We start from the raw sequence: 19,466 nt of genomic DNA on the forward strand, positions 1-19,466 counted from the left end.
CTGCTTACATCCACGGCTTCTACAATCCAGCCCGGCTACACTCGGCGCTGGGCTACCACTCGCCTAACAACTACGCCCGGCAGCTTCGGCCTGCCGCCTGAAACGGCTTCATGGCGTCCGTTTTCAGGGGGCCAGATCAGTCCGCCGCATGGATGCGGCGGCCAAGCTTACAGGGACGTACTTGCAGCGTCCCCCGCGCAGCCCACCCGCCCGGCCAAACCCGGCTTTTGCTTTCAGCGACCCACCCAGCCCCCGCCACGAGGGGCTCCGCCGTTGGCCGGACACCCCGCGACAAACCACCGCACGTGCGCAATCCCCACGAACGGCGGACAATGGAGACCTTGGCGGCCCGCCACGCCGCCCCTCCCGCTTTCCGCTGCAAGGATTCCCCCCATGGCCGCCCGCAAGTCCTCCGCCCCCCTCATCGAAGTCACCGCCCGCCCCGGCCAGCCGCTGGGGATGGCGCCGGCCACCTTCCTGCGCGACTTCTGGCAGAAACGCCCGCTGCTGATCCGCAACGCCTTCCCCAACTTCCAGACCCCGGTGCAGCCGGAAGACCTGGCCGGGCTGGCCTGCGAGGAAGGCGTGCTGGCGCGCCTGATCGAGCACGACAAGACCCGGGACGGCTGGCGCGTGCGCACCGGCCCGTTCCAGGAAGACGTGTTCCCCGCCCTGCCCGACCACGACTGGACCCTGCTGGTGCAGGACGTGGACAAGTGGGACCCGGACGTGCGCGCCCTGATCGAGCACTTCAGCTTCCTGCCGCGTTGGCGCATGGATGACGTGATGATCAGCTTCGCCGCCACCGGCGGCTCGGTCGGCGCCCATGTCGACCAGTACGACGTGTTCCTGCTGCAGGCCCACGGCCACCGCCGCTGGCAGATCGACGCCAGCGAATCGATCAAGGGCAAGCAGCCACCGCTGGGCTTCCGCCCGGACGTGGAACTGAAGCTGCTGAAGGTGTTCAAGCCGACCCACGACTGGGTGCTGGCGCCGGGCGACATGTTGTACCTGCCGCCGAACGTGCCGCACCACGGCGTCGCCGAGGATCCCTGCCTGACGTTCTCCTTCGGCATGCGCGCGCCGTCCTCGGCCGAGCTGATCAGCGACTACCTCGACACCCTGATCGCCGATGCCGACGAGAACATCCGTTACCAGGATGCCGACCTCAAGGTGCCGGCCGACCCGAACGAAATCGACACGGTGGCGATGGCGCGGGTGATCACCGCGCTCAACGCCATCCGCATGAACGACCCGGACAAGCTGGGTGACTGGTTCGGTCGCTTCATCACCACCTACCGCGCCGCCGGCGAGGTGATGGCCCACCAGGCCGCACCGGCACCGGAGGAAGTGGTCCAGGCGCTGGCCTCCGGCCTGCTGCTGCAGCGCCACCCGTGGGCACGCCTGGCCTGGCGCCGGGCCAAGCGCGGCGCCAGCCTGTACGTCAGCGGCCAGGACTTCGCGCTGCCGGTGAAGGACGCCCAGCGCCTGGCCGGAGCCGAGCAGCTCGACGCCGCCGCCTATCGCGGCCTGTCCGACAAGGGCCGTGCCGTGCTCCAGCAGCTGCTGGTCGGTGGCGTGTTCCAGCTGATCGATCCGAACGAGGTGTACGACGCTGAAGAGGAGGACGACGGCGAAGACGCCGTGGTCCTCGGCGAAGTGGTCGAAGGCCGTGACCGCGTCGACGCGATCGACGCCGACGCGGTGTCCGACGATGTCCACTCCGTGACCGTGCACGACGACGGTATCGAGGTCATCGTCAACTTCGAGGACGACGACGAAGACGACAGCACTGGCCGGGCCTGAGCCCTCACCATGATCCGGGTCCAGCAGGTCAGCCACGCCGACGCCCACGTTGCCATCCACGACGTGCGCCAACGCGTGTTCGTGCAGGAACAGGGCATCGCAGCGGAACTGGAACGCGATGCGCTGGACCCGGTCAGCGTCCATGTGCTGGCACTGGACAGTGACAACCAGCCGGTCGGCACCGGCCGGCTGGCCCCGGACGGCCGCATCGGCCGTATGGCCGTGCTGGCCAGCCATCGCAGCCACGGGGTCGGTGAGGCCCTGCTGGAGGCACTGGTCGAGGCCGGGCGCAGGCTCGGCCTGGCCGAGCTGCACCTGCACGCCCAACTACCCGCCCGCGATTTCTATGCCCGCCAGGGCTTCCTGCCGGAAGGCGAGGCGTTCGAGGAGGCCGGCATCGGCCACCAGCAGATGCGCCGCCGGCTGGGCGCGACCGGCGCGATCGACTGCCGCGCCGAGGCGGTGGCCATTACCACGGCCATCGTCCACCGCGCCCGCCGCCAGCTGTGGCTGCACAGCCGCCAGCTGGACCCGGGACTGCTCGACGCGGCGCCGGTGCAGGCCGCCCTGCGCCGCTTCGTCACCGCCCGCCACGACAAGCAGCTGCGGGTGATCGTGCACGATGCCGCTGCGATCGCCTCTGCCGGGGCACCGCTGCTGGCGCTGGCCCAGCGCTTGCCAAGCGTGATCCAGTTCCGCGAGGTCAGCGACCCGGTCGACCGCGCGCTGGCCTCTTCCTGCCTGCTCAACGATGCGGGCGACTTCTACTTTCGTCTGATCGGCCATCGCCTCGACGGCGAGGCCGGTATCGCGCTGCCGGCACGTTCGCAGCCGTTCGGGCAGCAATTGCAGCGCGTCTGGGACCGTTCGCGCGATTGCAGCGAACTGCGCGCGCTCGGCATCTGAGCCGGCGCCGCTGACCCAACCTGTCTGGAACCGGCACCGGCGGACGTGGGATGCCCGCAGTGGTGCCCCTTCGTGTCCCGTTGGGGGTACAATTTGGCTGTTTGAACGCGCCCGCGCAGGGCTATTCATCTTCCTGCCGGGTCCTTCTGAAGCCATACCCCACAAAGCGAATCAACACCCTCCATCGTGGACAATCAACTGAAGCAGTTTGCGCAATCTTCGCAACTCGCCGGCGGCAACGCCTCCTATGTCGAGGACCTGTACGAGCAGTACCTGGTCTCCCCGGATAGTGTCGATCCCAAATGGAAAACCTACTTCGACGGCTTCAAGGGCCGCGAAGCAGGTGACATTCCGCACTCGGCCGTCATCTCCCACATCGCGGACGCGGCCAAGGATGCGCTGAAAGCTGGCACCGGCACCGGTGCGGGCGACGAGCGCGAGCGCAATGTCGGTCGTCTGATCACCGCCTACCGCTCGCGCGGCCACCTGGACGCCCGCCTCGATCCGCTGGGCCTGGCCGCGCCGGTGAACACCCCGGACCTGGGCCTGCCGTTCCACAACCTGTCCGATGCCGATCTCAACAGCGAGTTCAGCACCGGCGGCGTCGGCGGCCAGCCGCGCATGAAGCTGCGCGACCTGCTCGCACGCCTGAAGGCGACCTACACTGGCTCGATCGGTGCGGAGTTCATGCACATCTCCGAGGTCGAGCAACGCCAGTGGATCTACAGGAAGCTGGAAGCGGCCGGTGGCAACTACCAGCTGGACGCTGAAACCCAGCGCCGCACCCTGGAGCGCCTGACCGCGGCCGAAGGCCTGGAGCGCTACTTGCACACCAAGTACGTCGGCCAGAAGCGCTTCTCGCTGGAAGGCGGCGACTCGCTGATCCCGATGATGGACACCATCATCCGCAGCGCCGGCAAGGATGGCGTCAAGGACGTGGTGATCGGCATGGCCCACCGCGGCCGCCTGAACGTGCTGGTCAACACCCTGGGCAAGAACCCGCGCAAGCTGTTCGACGAATTCGAAGGCAAGTTCGAGCACGACGAGCACGCGTCGGCCGGCGACGTGAAGTACCACATGGGCTTCTCCGCCGACGTGGCCACCGACGGTGGCCCGGTGCACCTGGCGCTGGCGTTCAACCCGTCGCACCTGGAAATCGCCGACCCGGTCGTGGCCGGTTCCGTGCGTTCGCGCCAGGAGCGCCGCAAGGACACCGCACGCAAGCAGGTCATGCCGATCCTGATCCACGGCGACGCGGCCTTCTCCGGCCAGGGCGTGGTCATGGAGCTGTTCCAGATGTCGCAGGCCCGCGGCTTCGCCGTCGGCGGCACCGTGCACATCGTGGTCAACAACCAGGTCGGCTTCACCACTTCCAACCCGCTGGATACGCGCTCCACGCGCTATGCCACCGACGTGGCGAAGATGATCGCCGCCCCGGTGCTGCACGTGAACGGCGATGATCCGGAAGCCGTCGTGTTCGCCGCGCAGCTGGCCTTCGAGTTCCGCCAGAAGTTCGCCAAGGACGTGGTCATCGACCTGATGTGCTACCGCCGTTGGGGCCACAACGAGGCCGACGAGCCGGCGATCACCCAGCCGCTGATGTACCAGGTGATCCGCAAGCACCCGACCACCCGCGAGATGTATGCCGAGCAGTTGGAAAAGGCGGGCGTGATCGCCGCCGGTGCCGGCAAGGCCATGGTCGATGCCTACCGCGAGAAGCTGGACGCCGGTGAAGTGACCACCGAGCTGGCCAAGGTCGAGAAGACTCCGCCGACCAGCCCGCTGTTCGTCGATTGGCCGAAGCTGCTGGAAGGCAAGCTGTCCGACCCGGTCTCGACCAAGGTCGAGAAGAACAAGCTGGTCGAGCTGGCCAAGCTGATCAACACCATCCCGGACGAAGTGCAGCTGCACTCGCGCGTGGCCAAGGTCTACGACGACCGCCGCAAGATGGCCGCCGGCGAGATCGCGGGCGACTGGGGCTTTGCCGAGAACCTGGCCTACGCCACCCTGCTCGACGAAGGCCATGCGCTGCGCCTGGTCGGCCAGGACGTCGGCCGCGGTACGTTCACGCACCGCCACGCGATCCTGCACGACCAGAAGACCGACAACTACTACATGCCGCTGCGGCAGCTGGTGGATTCGCCGGAGAAGGCCACCGTCATCGATTCGCTGCTGAGCGAAGAAGCGGTGATGGCCTACGAGTACGGCTTCTCCACCACCGATCCGAACACGCTGTGCATCTGGGAAGGCCAGTTCGGCGACTTCGCCAACGGTGCCCAGGTGGTGATCGACCAGTTCATCGCCGCCGGTGAAGCCAAGTGGGGCCGCATTTCCGGCCTGACCCTGCTGCTGCCGCATGGCTATGAAGGACAAGGCCCGGAACACAGCTCGGCGCGCCTGGAGCGCTTCCTGCAGCTGTGCGCCCTGGAGAACATGCTGGTTGTCGTGCCGTCGACCCCGGCGCAGGCCTTCCACATGCTGCGTCGCCAGCTGCACATGACCACCCGCAAGCCGCTGGTGGTGATGTCGCCGAAGTCGCTGCTGCGCCACAAGCTGGCCGTGTCGACCCTGGACGAACTGGCCAATGGCGAGTTCCAGCACCTGATCGGCGACGCCAATGCCGATGCCAAGAAGGTCAAGCGCGTGGTGCTGTGCTCGGGCAAGGTCTACTACGACCTGCTGGAAGACCAGACCAAGCGTGGCCAGGACGACGTGGCGATCATCCGCGTGGAGCAGCTGTATCCGTTCCCGCGTGCGCTGCTGGCTGCCGAGCTGAAGAAGTACGGCAAGGCCACCGACGTGGTGTGGACGCAGGAAGAACCGCAGAACCAGGGCGCGTGGTACCAGATCCGCCACCACCTGCAGTTCTGCCTGGCCGATGGCCAGAACCTGCACTACGCCGGTCGCGCACGTTCGGCGTCGCCGGCTGCCGGTCACATGGCTGACCACGTCCGCGAACAGCAGCAGCTGATTGCCGACGCACTGGTCAACCCGTTCAACGACACGTTCGCTGAATAATCCTCCCCCTATTTAGAAGACAAACCAGGAAGCTCCCGCAATGGCCACCGAAGTCAAAGCCCCGGTACTGCCCGAATCCGTCGCCGACGGCACCATCGCCACCTGGCACAAGAAGGTGGGCGACGCCGTCAAGCGCGACGAAAACCTGCTTGACCTGGAAACCGACAAGGTCGTGCTGGAAGTGCCGTCGCCGGTTGACGGCGTGCTGAAGGAAATCAAGTTCAAGGAAGGCGATACCGTGACCTCCAGCCAGGTCGTGGCGATCATCGAAGAAGGCGCCGTGGCTGCGGCTCCGGCCCCGGCCGCTGAAGAGAAGAAGGCTGAAGCCGCACCGGCCGCCGCTGCTCCGGCCGCTGCCGCCGCTCCGGCTCCGGCTGCCAAGTCGGCCGCCGACACCCTGCCGCCGGGCGCCCGCTTCACCGCCATCACCGAAGGCGTGAACCCGGCCGACGTCGACGGCACCGGCCGTCGTGGTGCAGTGACCAAGGAAGACATCGTCAACTTCGCCCGCAACGGCGGCGCCGGCAAGGCCGGTGGTGCACGTCCGGAAGAGCGCGTGCCGATGACCCGCATCCGCAAGCGCATCGCCGAGCGCCTGATGGAGTCGAAGAACTCCACCGCCATGCTGACCACCTTCAACGAAGTCGACCTGTCCAAGGTGTCGGCGGCGCGCAAGGAGCTGCAGGACGAGTTCGTCAAGGCCCACGGCATCAAGCTGGGCTTCATGAGCTTCTTCGTGAAGGCCGCTGCCAACGCGCTGCAGCGCTTCCCGCTGGTCAACGCCTCGATCGACGGCGACGACATCATCTACCACGGCTACTCGGACATCTCGATCGCCGTGTCGACCGAGAAGGGCCTGGTCACGCCGGTCCTGCGCAACGTCGAGCGCATGTCGTTCGCCGACATCGAGAAGACCATCGCCGACTACGCCAAGAAGGCACGTGACGGCAAGCTGGGCCTGGAAGAACTGCAGGGCGGCACCTTCACCGTGACCAACGGCGGCACCTTCGGTTCGCTGCTGTCGACCCCGATCATCAACCCGCCGCAGAGCGCCATCCTGGGCATGCACGCCATCAAGGAGCGTCCGATCGCTCAGAACGGCCAGGTCGTGATCGCGCCGATGATGTACCTGGCGCTGTCCTACGACCACCGCATCATCGACGGCAAGGACTCGGTGCAGTTCCTGGTGGACATCAAGAACCAGCTGGAAAACCCGGGCCGCATGCTGTTCGGCCTGTAAGAAACCTCCCGCCCCTCCGCGCCTGCGCGGAGGGGTTCTGGTAATGCATCAAGGAATAATTCAATGGCTGAACAATTCGACGTCGTCGTCATCGGTGCCGGCCCGGCCGGTTACCACGCTGCCATCCGCGCGGCCCAGCTGGGCCTGAAGACCGCCTGCATCGACGCAGCGCTGGGCAAGGACGGCAAGCCGGCCCTCGGCGGCACCTGCCTGCGCGTGGGCTGCATCCCGTCCAAGGCGCTGCTCGATTCCTCGCGCCAGTTCTGGAACATGGGCCACATCTTTGGCGACCACGGCATCAGCTTCAAGGATGCCAAGATTGACGTCGAGGCGATGATTGGCCGCAAGGACAAGATCGTCAAGCAGTTCACCGGCGGCATCGGCATGCTGTTCAAGGCCAACAAGGTCGCCGCCTACTACGGCTTCGGCCAGCTGCAGCCGGGCAACGTGGTCAAGGTGAAGCAGCACGACGGTTCGGAAGTCGAGCTGAAGGGCACCAACGTCATCATCGCGGCCGGTTCGGATTCGATCGAACTGCCGTTCGCCAAGTTCGACGGCGAGACCATCGTCGACAACGTCGGCGGCCTGGACTTCACCGAAGTGCCGAACCGCCTGGCGGTGATCGGTGCCGGCGTGATCGGCCTGGAACTGGGCAGCGTGTGGAAGCGCCTGGGCGCTGAAGTCACCATCCTTGAGGCCATGCCGGAGTTCCTGGCGGCTGCCGACGCCGAAGTGGCCAAGGCCGCTGCCAAGGAATTCAAGAAACAGGGCCTGGACATCAAGCTCAATGCCAAGGTTTCCAAGACCGAGATCACCGGCAAGGGCAAGAAGAAGGAAGTCATCGTCACCTACACTGACGCGGAAGGCGAAAAGACCCTGACCGTGGACAAGCTACTGGTGGCCGTCGGCCGTCGCGCCGCCACCAAGGGCCTGCTGGCCGAAGGCACCGGCGTCAAGGTCAACGAGCGCGGCCAGATCGAAGTCGACGCGCACTGCCACACCGGCGTCAACGGCGTGTGGGCGGTCGGCGACTGCGTGCGCGGCCCGATGCTGGCGCACAAGGGCTTCGAGGAAGGCATCGCGGTGGCTGAGCTGATCGCCGGCCTGCCGGGCCACGTCAACTTCGACACCATCCCGTGGGTCATCTACACCGAGCCGGAACTGGCCTGGGTCGGCAAGACCGAAGCCCAGCTGAAGGCCGAGGGCATTCCGTACAAGGCCGGCAGCTTCCCGTTCGCCGCCAACGGCCGTGCCGTAGCGATGATCGAGCCGGCGGGGTTCGTGAAGATCCTGGCCCATGCCGAAACCGATCGCATCCTCGGCATGCACCTGGTTGGCGCCAACGTCTCCGAACTGGTGCACGAAGGCGTGCTGACCATGGAGTTCAGCGGCTCGGCCGATGACCTGGCCCGCATCTGCCACGCCCACCCGTCGCTGTCGGAAGTGATCCACGACGCCGCGATGGCGGTCAGCAAGCGCGCCATCCACAAAGCGAACTGATCGTCCACCTGCTAGTGCCGGCCGCTGGCCGGCTTCACCCGGATTCAAGAAACCCCGCCTCGGCGGGGTTTTTTGTTGCTCATTTTCCTGTAGCGCCTAGCATTGGGCTCGGCGCTACACCTTTCCAGCGGGCTTCTTCGGTGGATCGTCACAGATGCGATGCTGCACCACCGTCTCGCCGACCTTCCATTCCTTCGTGACCCGGCAGCGCTCCCTGTCCCCGGGCCGCGTCGAAGCCTTCGCCCCAGCAGCATTCGCTTCGTCGGCACCGGCTGCCTGCTGGCGCTCCAGCCACACCGAAGGCGGTGCTGGAGGAGCGGCCTGTAGCGGGCCCGCCAACAGGGCCAGACCGACCAGCACCAGCGCCCTCATGCGGGCACCGCCCGGCCACCGAGCATGCGCGCCGGCAGCATGAACAGCGCGCGCAGGAAGGCGAACAGCGCCGAAAAGGTGATGCCGACCAGTCGGAACGGCAGGCTCAGCAGCCACACGAACGGCCAGGCGATCAGGGCGAGGATCGCCAGCGGCCAGCACAGTACGAACAGCAGGCACCACACACCGAGCGCGAACAGGGTCTTCATCACGGTCTCCTTGGGACGGCACCCTGCCGCCTGCGGACACCTTGGCGCCCTACCCTGGCGCCGGCAAACAGTTTGCGACGAAACCGGGCTGGCGGCGATGAAACCGGCCCAGCGCAGTGCAACGCCACGCCCATGCCCATGCCCGGCTGCGCTTCGTGGCGACCGCATGGAACCCGCGCTGACAGCAGCTCCTGCCGGTGCCTTGGCTCGCCCGATGGTGGTTGCCGGCCAGCGGCCGGCATGACCGCTATTCGAACGAACCGACCGAGTCGTGGGCCAGGTTGTCGAAGCGGGTGTACTCACCGAAGAACTTCAGTTTGCACGAGCCGGTCGGGCCACCACGGTGCTTGCCGATGATGATTTCGGCCAGGCCCTTGTCCGGCGAGTTTTCCTTGTTGTAGTAGTCGTCGCGGTAGATGAACACGATCATGTCCGCGTCCTGCTCGATTGCGCCCGATTCGCGAAGGTCGGCCATCACCGGGCGCTTGTCGGTACGCGTTTCCAGCGAGCGGTTGAGCTGCGACAGCGCGATCACCGGCACGTTCAGTTCCTTGGCCAGGCCCTTCAGCGAACGCGAGATTTCCGAGATTTCGGTCGCGCGGTTCTCGCTGTTGCCCGGCACGCTCATCAGCTGCAGGTAATCGATCACCACCAGGCCCAGGTCATGCTCGCGCTTGAGGCGGCGGCACTTGGAACGCAGCACTTCCGGCGACACGCCCGGCGTGTCGTCGATGAAGATCTTGGTTTCCTTCAGCATCTTGATCGCGCTGGTGACGCGGCTCCAGTCCTCGTCTTCCAGCTGGCCGGTACGCAGGCGCTGCGCGTTGATGCGTCCATTGGAGGAAATCAGGCGCATCGCCAGCTGCGACGCCGACATTTCCATCGAGAACACGGCCACGCCCTTCTTCGACTTGATCGCCGCGTACTCGGCGATGTTCAGCGCGAAGGTGGTCTTGCCCATTGCCGGGCGCGCCGCGAGGATGATCAGGTCGGTCGGCTGCAGGCCAGCGGTCATCGCGTCGAAATCGTTGTAACCGGTCGGCAGGCCGGTGATGTTGCCGCCGTTCTCGAAGCGGTTGCGCAGCTCCTCGAAGGCATCCTTCAGTGCACCGGGCATGGCCACGAAATCGGTACGGCCACGCGCACCCTGTTCGGCGATTGCAAACACGCTCTTTTCCGCCGAGGCCAGCAGCTCGCTGCTGTCACGCCCCTCCGGCTGGAAACCGTCGTTGACGATGTCGGTGCCGACCTGGATCAGCTGCCGCAGCACCGCCTTGTCGCGCACGATCTCGGCGTAGGCCACGATGTTGGCAGCTGACGGCGTGGTACTGGCCAGTTCGATCAGGTAGGCGCCGTCACCCACCAGTTCCATCTTGCCCTGCGATTCAAACCACTCGCCCAGCGTCACCGCGTCGAACGGCCGTTCGCGCTCGGACAGCTCGCGGATCGCACGATAGATCATCTGGTGATCGCGACGATAGAAGTCGCTTTCGGTCAGCTGGTCGTTGACACGGTCATACGCCTCGGGCGCCAGCATCAGGCCACCCAGCACCGCCTGCTCGGCTTCCACCGAATGGGGCGGTACCCGCAACTGGTCGATGCGCGACTCGTCGCGATCGCGATCGAAGCCATCACCGCGCTCTCTGCGGTTGGAACGGAAGCCGGGACGAGCGGACATGCTGCGGTGTTTCCTGCAAAAGTGGGCCAGACGAGTGTAGGCATGTGCCGACCCCGGCAGCCATGGACAAGCCTGTGGATAAGCCGTGGGAAAACGGGGGATATCCGCCGGTACCTGGCCAGACTGGCGTGAAAGCGTCGCACTGCCTGCGACGGGCGCCGTTGCGGCGCCCGAGCGGGACATTATCGCAGATCAACGCCCCGGGGTCGGATCCCCTGCGACGCAGGGGACTCTGACCCGCAGGCGTCAATCGCCCTTGACGTGCACTGCGATCAACGCCAGGAACCGGTCCACGTAGCCCTGCAGGAACTTCTGCGTGCCTTCGTTGTGGATCGTGCCATCGGCATCGATCAGGCCGTCCTTGAAGTGGATGAATGCCTCGGGCTGGCCCAGCACATGCATGTCCAGGAAGGCCAGGCTGTTGCGCAGGTGCTGCTGGGCCACGGCGGTACCGATCTGGCCGATGGAGGCGCCGATCACCGCCGCCGGCTTGCCGGCAAACGCACTGTCACCGTACGGGCGCGATCCGATATCGATGGCGTTCTTGAGCACGCCGGGCACCGACCGGTTGTACTCGGGTGTCACGAACAGCACCGCGTCGGCGGCGCGCACCTGATCCTTCAGCCGGGTGCCCTGCGGCGGATAATCAGCGTCGAAATCCTGGTCGTACAACGGCAGATCGCCGATCTGCACGTACTGGAAGCGCGCGCGATCACCGGCGAGCTTCTCCAGCGCATGGGCCAGCTTGCGGTTGCAGGAATCCTTGCGCAGGCTGCCAACGAACACGGCGATGGTGGGGACGGACATCGGGACATACTCCTCACGGTGCGGGAGGCCCAGCCTAGTCGCCAGGCCCGTGCCATCCGGTGAAGATCAGCCGCCGGTCACGCCGGTCACGCCGGTCCGCGCCTGCCGCCAATGCGCCTGCCAGGCCTGGAACATCAGCACGTTCCACAAGTGGGTATGCCACTTGCGCTGCCCCCCCAGGAACTGCTGCCACAGCGGCTGCACCGCCGCCGCCGACAGCACGCCCTCACGCTCCAGCCGCGCCGGCTGCAGCAGGTCCTCTGCCCAGGGTCGCAGGTCGCCCTTCAACCAGTCACTGACCGGTGCGCCGAAACCGCGCTTGGGACGGTGCACCATTGAATGCGGCACGTAACGGCCCAGCACGCGCTTGAGCAGCACCTTGCTGGTCGTCTCACTGCGCTTGAAGCCCAGCGGCAGCGACCAGGCGAACTCGGCCACGCGCCAGTCCAGCAATGGCGCGCGCGCCTCCAGGCTGACCGCCATCGAGGTCCGGTCGACCTTGCACAACAGGTCATCGGGCAGGTAGGTCACGAAATCGGCCAGCATCATCGCGTCGGCCGGTGTCCCCGCGCCGTGCAGCGGATCGGCCAGGTCGTAGAAGCTGCCGGCCGCCTGCGCACCGGGTACCGCCGCGGCAGGGTCGCGCCAGCGCGAGATGCGGTTGCGGTAGACGTCGCCGATGCCACGTGCGCCTGTCTCGGCCAGCAGCGCCGCCAGGCCACCGGTCCGCGAGGCCTCGCCCTGCTGCTGCGAGCGTGCGCCCATCCAGCGCCGCAGCGGCCCCGGCACGCGTCCGAGCATCTGCCAGTTGCGCAGCGCGCGTACATAGCGGGTGTAGCCGAAGAACAGCTCATCGCCACCGTCGCCGGACAGCGCGACGGTCACGCCCTGCCGTGCCAGCCGTGCCACCAGCGCGGTCGGCACCTGCGACGCATCGGCAAAAGGTTCATCGAACATCGCCGGCAACTGAGGCACCACCGCCAGCGCGTCGGCGCCACTGACGTACAACTCGGTGTGATCACAGCCGAGATGAGCCGCCAGCTCCCTGGCCAGCGGAGCTTCGTCATGTCCCGAGTCGGTGAAGCCGATGCTGAAACTATGCACCGGCTGCCCGCTCTGCGCCTGCATCAGCGCTGCCACCAGCGATGAGTCCGTGCCGCCGGACAGGAACACGCCGACCGGCACGTCGGCCACCATGCGCAGCGCCACCGCATCGCGCAGCAGCGTATCCAGCTGTTCCTCGGCCTCCTCGATGCGGCCCTGGAACGGGGCGGCCAACGCCGCCTGCATGCGTGCACGCGCATCCCAGTACGGGCGCTGCGCCTGCTCCGGGCGGTGTGCCGCGGCGCCAGCGGCCACAGCCGCTGCATCCAGCCGCAGCACCCGGCCCGGCATCAGCTTGTAGCAGCGCTGGTGGATGCTGTGCGGCGCCGGGATGTAATCCAGCCGCAGCAGCAAGGTGAGCGCATCGCGGTCGATGTCGTTGTCGAACGCCGGGTGTTGCCAGAGCGCCTTCAGTTCCGAACCGAACACCAGCGCGTCGCCGGCCCAGCCGTAGTACAGCGGCTTCTTGCCGACGCGGTCGCGGGCCAGCCACAGGCAACGATCCTGACGGTCCCACAGCGCGATGGCGAACATGCCGTTGCAGCGCTGCAGGGTGTCTTCGACGCCCCACTGCAGGATCGCCGCCAGCAGTACTTCGGTGTCGGAATGGCCGCGGAAGGTGTGCCCCAGCGGCTCCAGCTGTTCACGCAGGGCCGCGAAATTGTAGACCTCGCCGTTGTAGGCCATCACGTAGCGGCCGTCCGCCGAGGCCATCGGCTGGTGGCCCAGCGGGGACAGGTCGAGGATGCTCAGGCGTCGATGCGCCAGCGCGATGCCCGCCTCGGCATCGACCCAGCTGCCGCCATCATCCGGCCCGCGATGGTGCAGCGCCTGGCCCATGGCCAGCGCCTGCGCCTGCAGCGCCTCGGCCGACGCCAGCGGCGCCGGCAACAACATTCCCGCCAATCCACACATGCATCAGGGTTCCTGCGCCAGGTCGAGGGCGGCGCCAATCACCGCATTGTCGCTTGGAAGCCCGAACATTGCTGCCCCTGCCAGTGGCGTGTAGGTGTCGGCGCCACAGACGCGGCGCAGCGGCAGGTGACCAAAGCCGGCCTCGACCAGTGCCGTGACCACGCCCTCACCCACTCCGCCGCTGTGGCGGCCTTCGTCCAGCACCAGCACCCGCCGCGCGCTCGCGGCCTGGGCCGCGATGAAGCCGGCATCCAACGGTACCAGCCAGCGCAGGTCGACCACCCGCACCTGCCAGCCCAGCTGCTGCTCGATCGCCCGCGCCGCGCGCAACGCCATCGGCACGCCATTGCCATAGGTGTAGATCACCAGGTCTCCGGCCTCCGGTGCATACACCCGGCCCTCGCCCGGCACCAGCGCCTGGCCCTGTGCCGGGTAGTCGAACAGCCACTGGCCATCCCCTGCTTCGTGCAGGTCCTTGCTCATGTACAGCGCGATCGGCTCCAGGAACACCGCCACGCGCCCATCCACCCGCGCCAATGCGGCCAGCGTGCGCAGCATCATCACCGCATCGTCACCGCGCGAGGGGCAGCCGACCACCAGCCCGGGGATGTCGCGCAACGCGGTGATCGAGTTGTCGTTGTGGAAGTGCCCGCCGAAACCCTTCTGATAGCCCAGCCCGGCCACCCGCACCAGCATCGGGTTGCGGTACTGGTCGTTGGAGAAGAACTGCAGCGAACAGGCTTCACCACGCAGCTGGTCGATGGCGTTGTGCAGGTAGGCCAGGTACTGGATCTCCGGAATCGGCAGCATGCCCAGGTTGGCCAGGCCCTGCGCCATGCCCAGGATCATGGTTTCATCCAGCAGCGTGTTGAACACCCGGCGTGGACCGAAGCGGCGCAGCAGATCCTTGGTGACGGTGTAGACACCGCCCTTCTGAGCCACGTCCTCGCCGAACAGCAGGCTCTGCGGATACTTCGCAAGCAGTTCCAGCAGGCCGTGGTTGATCTGGATCGCGAGATGCCGTGGCGCCTGTCGTTCCGGCAAGGCCTCGGTACCGCCATAGAGTGCCTCGCGCGCTTCGTCGGCGACCTCGCGCCGGGCTTCGGCCTGCACCGCTGCGGGCGTATAGGGTGCCAATGGCGCCATGACCTCCTGCAGCGACTGCAGCTTCGCACGGCCTTCGGCATCGGCAGCGGCGGCCATGCAGCGCGCGCGCATCGTCTCGTAGGCCACTTCGATGGCGGCTGCATCCATCCAGCCCGATTCCAACGCGATCTGCGCCGAGCGCAACAGCGGATCCTGTGCCTCGGCCGCGCACAATTCCGGCAATGCACGCCATTCCACCTCGAAGTCGGTGCCGGCGTGGCCCATCAGGCGCGTGGTGCGGAGATGCAGGAAGGTCGGTCGCCGCGTCCGCCGGCAGTGGTCCACTGCGGCCTGCACCTGGGCGTGCCCAGTGGCCAGGTCGAGGCCATCGGCAAAGAAATAGTCCAGCCCTGGCTGGTGGCTGAAGCGCTCGGCAATCCAGCCGTCCGGCGTCTTCACCGAGATGCCCAGCCCGTTGTCCTCGCAGACGAACAGGATTGGCGCCGGCAGTTTCTGGTAGGCCGCCCACATCGCGGTGTTGAATGCGGTCTGCGCAGTGGCATGGTTGGCCGAGGCGTCGCCGAACGAGCACAGCACGATGCTGTCGGCCGGAATGGGAAGCGCATGGCCCAGCCGCTTGCCACTCTCGATGGCCAGCGCGGTGCCCAGCGCTTTCGGCAGGTGCGAGGCGATGGTCGAGGTCTGCGGCAATACCCACAATGGCTTACTGCCCCAAACCTTGTGCCGGCCGCCACTGGCCGGGTCATCGGCGCTGGCCGCGAATGAAAGCGCCGCATCGCGCAACGGGTCGATGCCCGGCACCTGGCGCGAGCGCTCGACCATGAAGGCGCCGGAGCGATAGTGCAGGAATGCGGGGTCGGTATGCCGGCAGGCCCGCGCCAGCAGCGCGTTGCCTTCATGGCCGGACGACCCGATGGTATAGAAGACCTTGTTCTGCACGCGCAATACGCGCGCCATCAGGTCCAGCTGGCGGCTGGCCAGCTGCGAATCGAACAGCTCACCGAAGGCCGCAGCGCTGAGCGTGCTGCCCGGCAGGATCGGCGCGTCCGGCGCAGGACGTGCGCGCGGTGTGCCTCGCCAGCCACGCACCGCGTCGAGGAAATTGGCGTCGCACACTTCGGCGCGGTTGAGCACGCGCATGCGCGCAGGAATCGGATCTGGAACCACAGCAAACATCGAACACCCTCCGTGTCGTTGTTGCGTTCCACCCGGCAACGCCGGGCACTATCCTGTGGGATCAGGCGGCCTCGAAGCGCGCGCGCACCTCGGCGGTCACCGCTGGCATCGCCACGAAGCGCGGCTGCGCACGCACGCGCTGCAGCCAGGCGCGCACTTCCGGGAAGGGCGCCAGGCTGATGCCGCCCTCGCCTGCCACGTCGGTATAGGCGAACAGCGCAATGTCGGCGATGCCGTATGCGCTGCCGGTGAACCACTGCGCTTCGCGCAGGTGCTGCTCCATCACGGCCAGCGCGGTGGCGGCACGCTCGTGCAGGCGTGGCAGTTCAGCACGGCGCGGTGAATCGGGCGGTGTCCAGCCGCGGATGAAGCGCGCTACCGCCACGCAGGGCTCGTGCGTGTACTGCTCGAAGAACATCCAGCTCAATGCCTGCGCACGTTCCCAACCGTCAGTGGGCAGGTAGGGCGTCCCTTCGGCCAACCAGAACAGGATCGCATTGGATTCAGTCAACACGCGGCCATCGTCGCGGACGATCAACGGCACCTTGGCGTTGGGATTGAGCGCAAGGAACTCGGCGGTGTGGGTCTGGCCATGGGCACTGTCCACTTCCACCCAGCGGTAGCGGCTGCCGAGCTGCTCCAGCAGCAGGCGGACCTTGTGGCAATTGCCGGACACCGACATGCCATGCACCGTCAACGGGACGCGCTCTTCCACCATTGCCTGCTTCCTCGGATCCGGCCGGCGGCCAGCTGCACGCAGTCTGGCAAGCCCGCCGGTGAATGCCAAGCGCGGATGCAGCATGGCACCACGGTAACGCTGGCCGCTGGCCGGCAATCGCACGAATCCTGCCACATCGAGGTTGCCGGCCAGCGGCCGGCACTACCTGCAACGCTCAGCGCGCGCGCTGGCGCCATTGTTCGCGCGACTGGCCCCAGATCTGCATCGGCTTGTCGTTGTACGGTGGCGGCAGCTCTCCCATGCGCAGCAGCGTGCTGCCCAGCTTGCGCGCGACCGCCCTCGAGTTGTCGTTGTTCTCGGCGATGGTGTGGATCACCTCGTCCCAGCCCAGCGTGTCGAATGCCCAGTCGATGGCAGCAACCGCCGCTTCCGGTGCATAGCCCCGGCCCCAGCTGGCATGCCGAATACCCCAACCGACCTCGGTTCCAGGCCAGTCCTGCGGCTGCCACGGTCCCATCCGGCCGATCCAGTCACCGCTGGATTTCTCGATCACGCTGAACATCGAGAAGCCGAACAGCTGCCAGGCGCCGGCCAGGCTGCAGAAGCCGCGCCATGCCACCGAGGGCGGTTGAACACCCCCCAGGGTGCGCATCGTTTCCTCGTCGGCACAGAATGCCAGGTACGGTTCGTAGTCCTCGCGCAGCAGCGGGCGCAGGATCAGCCGCTCGGTTTCCAGGCGCAGGTCGAAGATGCTCATGCCGACTCCTTGTCGAAGGGGGCGTCCATCATGGTCGATTCCCTTTGCCCACGGATGAATGCCCGTGCGCACAACGAAACGGGCCGGCATGAGCCGGCCCGTCGGGTGCAGCAGGGTGTTCTGGATTACTGGCGCGTGGCCGCCGTGGCGCCGGCAGCAGCGGTCTGCGTGACCAGCTGGCCATCGACCACCGGCAGGCGATCGCTGGCCGGCTTGTTGTCCATGCGCACGGTCTTCTCGGCGCCATCATAGCGATAGGTCACGTTGTAGCCCTTCACCACATCATTGGTACCCATGGCGATGCGGCTGCCCGGCTTGCTGGCCATGCGCATGGTGCCGGTGGTGCCGTCCTCGTTGCGATAGGTCACGTTGTAACCGGTGACGCGGCTCGACTCGGACGTTGCGGTTTCGGTGTGGCACTGGCGCTCGGTACGATTGACCACGCGACCACCCACATGGCGCTTGTCGATCTGGTTGCCGATGAAGCCACCGGCCACCGCACCGGCTGCGGTCGCGGCCTTCTTGCCGTTGCCGCCACCGACCTGGTTGCCGAGCAGGCCACCCACCACCGCGCCAACCACGGTACCGCCGACGTTGCCATCACGCTCCGGCAGGCGTTCCTGCACCGTCACGTCCTGGCAGACCTCGTGCGGGGTCTGGGTGGTGGAGGTCTCGCGCACCGGATCGGTGCCGATCACGGTGGCATAGGCCTTCTGCTTCTCGGTGATCGGGTCGACCTTCAGCACATCGGCATATTCCAGCCCGCGCGGCGCGGACGGGTCGAGCTGGTCACCACGCACGCCATCGTCGGTGGCGTTGCCATCGACCAGGCGCGACTCGCCATTGGGGGTTGCGGCGCTGATGGAGTCGGGCGAGCGGTCGCCACTCTTCATGAAGGCGGCGGTGGCGATGCCACCAACCAGCAGCGCGCCCGCTGCGACCAGGACAGTTGTAGTTGTGCTTTTCATGACCTGCTCCTTGCGGACCATCCGCAACGTTCTCGGGACAGATTGCAGCATGCGCTGCCTGAACGGAATCTCCACATTTCCTGCTCATTGCTGTAACCCATTCAGCATCGGGAAATGCAGGGCCCGTGGTAGCGTTTGCATATTCCCCACGAGGATCCCCGCCATGGCCAACCCGATGCTGCTGCCTGTACTGCAATGGGCGCGCCGGCTGCGCTACCCCACCCTGTTCAAGCTCACCGCCGGCCTGTTCGTGCTGACGCTGTTCATCCCGGACCCGATCCCGTTCATCGATGAGCTGGTGCTGGGCTTCGGCACGCTGCTGCTGGCGAACTGGAAGAGCCGCAACGCCACCACGCCACCGCCGCTGGAACAGCGTTGAGCGTGCTGGTCGACAGCCACTGTCATCTCGACGCGAGCGCGTTCGACCCTGACCGTGCCGCGGTGATCGAGCGGGCGCAGGCCGTGGGTGTGCGCCAACAGGTGGTGCCAGCGGTCACCGCTGCCAGCTGGCCGAAACTGCGCGAGGTCTGCCAGCAGGCGCCCGGGCTGTACCCGGCCTTCGGCCTGCACCCGATGTTCCTGGCCGATCACCAGCCTGGGCACCTGCCACTGCTGCGCGAGTGGATCGAGCGCGAACGCCCCTGCGCGATCGGCGAATGCGGCCTCGACTTCTTCGTCGAAGGACTGGATGCCGAGGCTCAACAGGCGTATTTCATCGGCCAGCTGGAACTGGCCCGAGAATTCGATCTGCCGGTGATCGTGCACGCGCGACGCGCGGTGGATGCGGTGATCGCCGCGATCCGTCGCGTCGGCGGCCTGCGCGGCGTGGTGCACAGTTTTTCCGGCAGCCCCGAACAGGCCGCGCAACTGCACAGGCACGGCTTCCTGCTGGGCCTTGGCGGTCCGCTGACCTACGAGCGGGCGCAGCGCCTGCAACGGCTGGTACGCGGAATGCCGCTGGAGCAGCTGCTGCTGGAAACCGACGCGCCCGACCAGCCCGACGCAGGGGTCCGCGGCCAGCGCAACGAACCGGCACGGCTGGCAACCATTGCCCGGCACGTGGCCGCGCTGCGCGGAATGGAGCTGGAGGCCCTGGCACAGGCCACGACAGAGAATGCACGGCGGCTGTTCGCGCTGCCGGCAGTGTGACGGCGGGGGCCCGACCTTGGCCGGCACGCTGTAACGACGGCGACGAACCCGATGCCGGCCAGCGGCCGGCACCAC

The 19,466-nt window shown here is 66.9% G+C and carries 16 protein-coding genes; 7 read left to right on the forward strand and 9 right to left on the reverse strand.

The annotated features are described in order from the left end of the window. Nucleotides 1-393 precede the first annotated feature (393 nt). The 5 genes from AC5P7X_RS13790 (at nt 394) to lpdA (ending at nt 8,470) form a co-directional block, all read left to right on the forward strand. Nucleotides 394-1,806 carry a ribosomal protein uL16 3-hydroxylase gene (locus tag AC5P7X_RS13790; protein ID WP_053499854.1) on the forward strand — a complete coding sequence of 471 codons (1,413 nt, stop codon included), beginning with the start codon at nt 394-396 and terminating at the stop codon, nt 1,804-1,806. Between the two features lie 9 nt (nt 1,807-1,815). Continuing rightward, nucleotides 1,816-2,712, forward strand: coding sequence for a GNAT family N-acetyltransferase (locus AC5P7X_RS13795; protein ID WP_329842305.1), 897 nt, complete (start codon nt 1,816-1,818; stop codon nt 2,710-2,712). Nucleotides 2,713-2,898: 186 nt separating this feature from the next. Beyond that, a complete protein-coding gene (locus tag AC5P7X_RS13800) occupies nt 2,899-5,730 on the forward strand; it encodes a 2-oxoglutarate dehydrogenase E1 component (protein WP_329842307.1) in 2,832 nt (943 codons plus the stop codon). Between the two features lie 40 nt (nt 5,731-5,770). After that, nucleotides 5,771-6,970 carry a dihydrolipoyllysine-residue succinyltransferase gene (gene sucB, locus AC5P7X_RS13805; protein ID WP_053499860.1) on the forward strand — a complete coding sequence of 400 codons (1,200 nt, stop codon included), beginning with the start codon at nt 5,771-5,773 and terminating at the stop codon, nt 6,968-6,970. A gap of 63 nt (nt 6,971-7,033) precedes the next feature. Beyond that, nucleotides 7,034-8,470, forward strand: a complete 1,437-nt coding sequence (gene lpdA, locus AC5P7X_RS13810; protein ID WP_005417523.1) for a dihydrolipoyl dehydrogenase — start codon at nt 7,034-7,036, stop codon at nt 8,468-8,470. Nucleotides 8,471-8,584: 114 nt separating this feature from the next. Here lpdA and AC5P7X_RS13815 read toward each other — a convergent pair whose 3' ends face one another. The 9 genes from AC5P7X_RS13815 to AC5P7X_RS13855 form a co-directional block, all read right to left on the reverse strand. Further along, nucleotides 8,585-8,842 (reverse strand): hypothetical protein, encoded by a 258-nt coding sequence (locus AC5P7X_RS13815; protein WP_080375107.1) that lies wholly within the window; start codon nt 8,840-8,842, stop codon nt 8,585-8,587. Beyond that, nucleotides 8,839-9,051, reverse strand: coding sequence for a hypothetical protein (locus tag AC5P7X_RS13820; protein ID WP_005417525.1), 213 nt, complete (start codon nt 9,049-9,051; stop codon nt 8,839-8,841). The genes AC5P7X_RS13815 and AC5P7X_RS13820 overlap by 4 nt, the downstream gene beginning before the upstream one ends. Nucleotides 9,052-9,298: 247 nt before the next feature. Continuing rightward, complete coding sequence (locus tag AC5P7X_RS13825; protein WP_005417526.1) at nt 9,299-10,729, reverse strand: replicative DNA helicase; 1,431 nt, start codon at nt 10,727-10,729, stop codon at nt 9,299-9,301. Nucleotides 10,730-10,975: 246 nt separating this feature from the next. Beyond that, entirely contained in the window at nt 10,976-11,536 is a 561-nt protein-coding gene (locus AC5P7X_RS13830) for an NADPH-dependent FMN reductase (RefSeq protein ID WP_049410520.1), read from the reverse strand. A 66-nt stretch (nt 11,537-11,602) separates the two neighbouring features. After that, on the reverse strand, nt 11,603-13,555 hold the full coding sequence (gene asnB, locus AC5P7X_RS13835; RefSeq protein ID WP_053499862.1) for an asparagine synthase (glutamine-hydrolyzing): 1,953 nt from the start codon (nt 13,553-13,555) through the stop codon (nt 11,603-11,605). Nucleotides 13,556-13,558: 3 nt separating this feature from the next. Then, the gene (locus AC5P7X_RS13840; RefSeq protein WP_329842310.1) at nt 13,559-15,838 is read right to left on the reverse strand and encodes a transketolase C-terminal domain-containing protein; all 2,280 of its coding nucleotides are present in this window, start codon (nt 15,836-15,838) and stop codon (nt 13,559-13,561) included. Between the two features lie 61 nt (nt 15,839-15,899). Further along, complete coding sequence (locus tag AC5P7X_RS13845; protein WP_032954328.1) at nt 15,900-16,556, reverse strand: glutathione S-transferase family protein; 657 nt, start codon at nt 16,554-16,556, stop codon at nt 15,900-15,902. Between the two features lie 175 nt (nt 16,557-16,731). After that, complete coding sequence (locus AC5P7X_RS13850; protein WP_049410531.1) at nt 16,732-17,274, reverse strand: GNAT family N-acetyltransferase; 543 nt, start codon at nt 17,272-17,274, stop codon at nt 16,732-16,734. Nucleotides 17,275-17,399: 125 nt separating this feature from the next. Continuing rightward, on the reverse strand, nt 17,400-18,242 hold the full coding sequence (locus AC5P7X_RS13855; RefSeq protein ID WP_111177428.1) for a glycine zipper 2TM domain-containing protein: 843 nt from the start codon (nt 18,240-18,242) through the stop codon (nt 17,400-17,402). A 163-nt stretch (nt 18,243-18,405) separates the two neighbouring features. Between AC5P7X_RS13855 and AC5P7X_RS13860 the strand changes: the two genes are divergently transcribed. Together AC5P7X_RS13860 and AC5P7X_RS13865 are read left to right on the forward strand one after the other, a co-directional pair. After that, on the forward strand, nt 18,406-18,621 hold the full coding sequence (locus tag AC5P7X_RS13860) for a DUF6116 family protein (protein ID WP_005417541.1): 216 nt from the start codon (nt 18,406-18,408) through the stop codon (nt 18,619-18,621). Continuing rightward, on the forward strand, nt 18,618-19,391 hold the full coding sequence (locus AC5P7X_RS13865; protein ID WP_338167518.1) for a TatD family hydrolase: 774 nt from the start codon (nt 18,618-18,620) through the stop codon (nt 19,389-19,391). The genes AC5P7X_RS13860 and AC5P7X_RS13865 overlap by 4 nt, the downstream gene beginning before the upstream one ends. Nucleotides 19,392-19,466: the final 75 nt, after the last annotated feature.

This window comes from Stenotrophomonas sp. YJH_SMC_53, from assembly GCF_059369995.1.

Excerpts from the sequence above, each read along its gene's own strand:
- AC5P7X_RS13790 (WP_053499854.1), top strand. The coding sequence starts at position 394 with ATGGCCGCCCGCAAGTCCTCCGCCCCCCTCATCGAAGTCACCGCCCGC.
- AC5P7X_RS13820 (WP_005417525.1), bottom strand. The coding sequence starts at position 9,051 with ATGAAGACCCTGTTCGCGCTCGGTGTGTGGTGCCTGCTGTTCGTACTG.
- lpdA (WP_005417523.1), top strand. The coding sequence starts at position 7,034 with ATGGCTGAACAATTCGACGTCGTCGTCATCGGTGCCGGCCCGGCCGGT.
- AC5P7X_RS13830 (WP_049410520.1), bottom strand. The coding sequence starts at position 11,536 with ATGTCCGTCCCCACCATCGCCGTGTTCGTTGGCAGCCTGCGCAAGGAT.
- AC5P7X_RS13860 (WP_005417541.1), top strand. The coding sequence starts at position 18,406 with ATGGCCAACCCGATGCTGCTGCCTGTACTGCAATGGGCGCGCCGGCTG.
- AC5P7X_RS13845 (WP_032954328.1), bottom strand. The coding sequence starts at position 16,556 with ATGGTGGAAGAGCGCGTCCCGTTGACGGTGCATGGCATGTCGGTGTCC.
- AC5P7X_RS13825 (WP_005417526.1), bottom strand. The coding sequence starts at position 10,729 with ATGTCCGCTCGTCCCGGCTTCCGTTCCAACCGCAGAGAGCGCGGTGAT.
- sucB (WP_053499860.1), top strand. The coding sequence starts at position 5,771 with ATGGCCACCGAAGTCAAAGCCCCGGTACTGCCCGAATCCGTCGCCGAC.
- AC5P7X_RS13855 (WP_111177428.1), bottom strand. The coding sequence starts at position 18,242 with ATGAAAAGCACAACTACAACTGTCCTGGTCGCAGCGGGCGCGCTGCTG.
- AC5P7X_RS13815 (WP_080375107.1), bottom strand. The coding sequence starts at position 8,842 with ATGAGGGCGCTGGTGCTGGTCGGTCTGGCCCTGTTGGCGGGCCCGCTA.
- AC5P7X_RS13850 (WP_049410531.1), bottom strand. The coding sequence starts at position 17,274 with ATGAGCATCTTCGACCTGCGCCTGGAAACCGAGCGGCTGATCCTGCGC.
- AC5P7X_RS13795 (WP_329842305.1), top strand. The coding sequence starts at position 1,816 with ATGATCCGGGTCCAGCAGGTCAGCCACGCCGACGCCCACGTTGCCATC.
- asnB (WP_053499862.1), bottom strand. The coding sequence starts at position 13,555 with ATGTGTGGATTGGCGGGAATGTTGTTGCCGGCGCCGCTGGCGTCGGCC.
- AC5P7X_RS13840 (WP_329842310.1), bottom strand. The coding sequence starts at position 15,838 with ATGTTTGCTGTGGTTCCAGATCCGATTCCTGCGCGCATGCGCGTGCTC.